Here is a 1512-nt window from a genome sequence, read left to right as displayed (position 1 = left end):
GACACTCCCTGTGTCAACCTCAGGCGGCGAGCGGTTCGTTTTGGTGGAGTCGGACGGCGTTGCCGTGCCGTGCCGGGTCGTATGGGAGCCGGTCGGTCCAGCAGCGCCAGATGATGCGGATCCAGGCGCGGGCGAGGATTCGGATGGCGTGTGGGTGGTCGTGGCCGCGGGTGCGGGCGTCGGTGTAGACCTTGGCGGCCCAGGGGCTTGCGCGGCGGCTGTTGTCGGCGAAGGTGGTGACCGCGACGCGGAAGCGTTTGTTGCAGGCCCACCGGAAGTGCACGGCGCGGTGTTTGCCGGATTCTTTGGTCACGGGTGTCGTTCCGGCGAGCGCGGCGACGGCGTCGGGTCCGTCGTAGGCTTGCCGGGTATCGCCCCACTCGGCGAGCATCTGGGCGGCGTTGATCTGACCGGACCTTGGCAGCGATGTGAAGATCTCGCTGTCCGGGTGCTCCCCGAGTGTGGCGGTGACGCTGCGGTCGAGGTCTTTGCCTGCGGTGGTGATCGCGCGCAGGACGGTGACGAGGGCCAGGACCGCGTCGCGGACCGCGTCGCACAGGGTCGGGTCGGTGACGCCGGCGGGGGCGGCGCGCAGCCGGGCGAGGAGCTGCTCGCCGGTGCGCCGGCCGGAGTAGCCGTGTCTGGTGCAGAACGCGGTCAGGCGTTTCACGCCCAGCTGCCGGGCGTGTCGAGCGGTTGGGTACCGGGTCAGGAATTCCAGGGCGATCGGCGATGCGATGTCGGCGAAGATTGCCTTCGCGCCGGGCCAGTGCAGGTCCAACAGCGCGGTGAGCTGGTTGGTCGTGGCGACCCGGGTCTGGACAAGGTCGCCGCGGGTGCGCACGACGGTCCGCAGCGCCTTCGTCTGCGCCGAGTACGGCGCGACCAGGCTCAGCCGGTGCTGCCGCAGCCGCAGATACTCGGCGATGACCTCGGCGTCACCGGCGTCGGACTTCGCACCGGACAGCACCTCCCCGTCCCGCCATGCCTTGATGGCGTTGGGTTTGACCGGCACGATCGGATGCCCGGCCTCCAACAGCACGTCGACCACACGACCGTCCGGACGTTCGATCCCGACCGGCATGCTTTCCGCGGCGCCGAGTCGAGCCAGCCGGGCCGCGAGGGCGGTCAGGCCGGCAGCGCTGTGTTCGACAGTGAACGCGGCAACCCGTTTCCCGGCTGGATCGAGGACACAGACCGCGTGGGTGGCAGCGGCCCAGTCGACGCCGACGTAGTACGCCGATCCCCCAGCGATGTTGAGCGACAACGGTTCTCCTCAGCTTGGCAGCGATGTGACTCGACCATCGGGGCTGACTGCCGGGCGGTCACTAACCGGCGCTCTACGGCGCTTCTCCCTGTGGCCGGTCGGCAGCCCCGACAAGAACCGAGAGCGGCGGTGTCATGCAGGCCCTCGAAGGGCGACCGGCCAAGGCCCTCTCTCAGTCCTCGTCGAGTTCCAACAGCAACCCTCTCAGAGGGCTCTGCCGAAAGGATGGTGCCCTAGTGACCGGC

The 1512-nt window shown here is 69.4% G+C and carries 1 protein-coding gene; it reads right to left on the bottom strand.

Annotation, left to right across the window (positions count from 1 at the left end):
* Nucleotides 1-19: 19 nt before the first annotated feature.
* Nucleotides 20-1267 (bottom strand): IS110 family RNA-guided transposase, encoded by a 1248-nt coding sequence (locus OP18_RS50545; protein WP_033367955.1) that lies wholly within the window; start codon nt 1265-1267, stop codon nt 20-22.
* Between the last annotated feature and the right edge of the window lie 245 nt (nt 1268-1512).

The sequence above is a fragment of the Dactylosporangium aurantiacum genome (assembly GCF_000716715.1).
GTDB classification, from domain to species: Bacteria; Actinomycetota; Actinomycetes; order Mycobacteriales; family Micromonosporaceae; genus Dactylosporangium; species Dactylosporangium aurantiacum.
This window is presented reverse-complemented; position numbering and strand designations above follow the sequence as displayed.